1 protein-coding gene is annotated in these 963 nt (G+C 42.3%); it reads right to left on the bottom strand.

Translation table 11 applies throughout. From position 1 onward, the window contains the following. Positions 1 to 289: 289 nt before the first annotated feature. Positions 290 to 667 carry a CTB family bacteriocin gene (locus FFR48_RS28075; protein WP_137669595.1) on the bottom strand — a complete coding sequence of 126 codons (378 nt, stop codon included), beginning with the start codon at positions 665 to 667 and terminating at the stop codon, positions 290 to 292. Between the last annotated feature and the right edge of the window lie 296 nt (positions 668 to 963).

Raw genomic sequence — 963 nt, 5'->3', positions numbered from 1 at the left:
AAAAAGTGTGCATTTTTGGGGATTTCAAGAGATGGCAAAGAAATTTTCAAATCTCCTCCTGACTCCTGACTCCTGACTCCTGACTCCTATGCCCTCACGGAAAGACTTTCTCAGCAACCCCTAATTAGTTAGTTACTGCGAATCACAGTTGCAGATTTTGGCTAGAGGCATCAAGAAGAAGCAAGGCATTTGCTTCTTTGATCACCTAAATAGGCGAAGCGATCTAGTGTTGTGAAAGCTGATTTTTTTGACCATCTATGGGAGTAAGTGGTTAACAGGGTGGGGAGATTTAGCCAAAAGGACCGCCAGCAGTACCGAAAAGACCACCGCCACCGATTGGACCACCAGGACCGCCAGGACCGCCAATACCGGGTGTAGGTGCGGCTTGTCCATTGATAACGGGTGCTGCACCCAACGCTGCAACTTGAGGAACTATGGGCGCACCTAATCCTAAAAAGTCTTGGGCTGCGGTGTTCACAGCAGAACTTGTACCGATGGAGTCACCTGTGCTACCATTAGGTCCAGAAGCTGTAGTACCTTGCAAGTTTGCTAATCTATTAGCGAAGTTACTGCCAGCTAATTCAAAGTCAGCCCCTCCAGTGATAAATTCTTGTGCTTCATCAGATAAAACAACAAATAAATTGGCAGCATTTATTTGATTTGACATGATTGTTAGCCTCACTTACGAAATTAGGTGAATCATCACCTAACAACCCAACTATAAGCATTCTTGCTCGGTAATTCATAAATCTAGGGATAGAAATCAGATTTGGTAGTTTTACTTCTCCAAGTAGATATAAAATCTTTTAATTATTACAGATATATTCATACCCTATCTAGGGTTTGCTGAATAAACCTAAAACCTTGATATATCAAAGGTTAGAGGCTGATAAACACAGAAATTAGTGCAAGGGTTTTGAAGGGTATACCGGAAAAAGTGTGCATTTTTTGGGATTTCAAGAG

The sequence above is a fragment of the Sphaerospermopsis reniformis genome, from assembly GCF_005402885.1.
GTDB lineage: Bacteria > Cyanobacteriota > Cyanobacteriia > Cyanobacteriales > Nostocaceae > Sphaerospermopsis > Sphaerospermopsis kisseleviana.
Note: the sequence above shows the minus strand (reverse complement) of the source record. Positions and strands in the feature narration are given on the sequence as shown.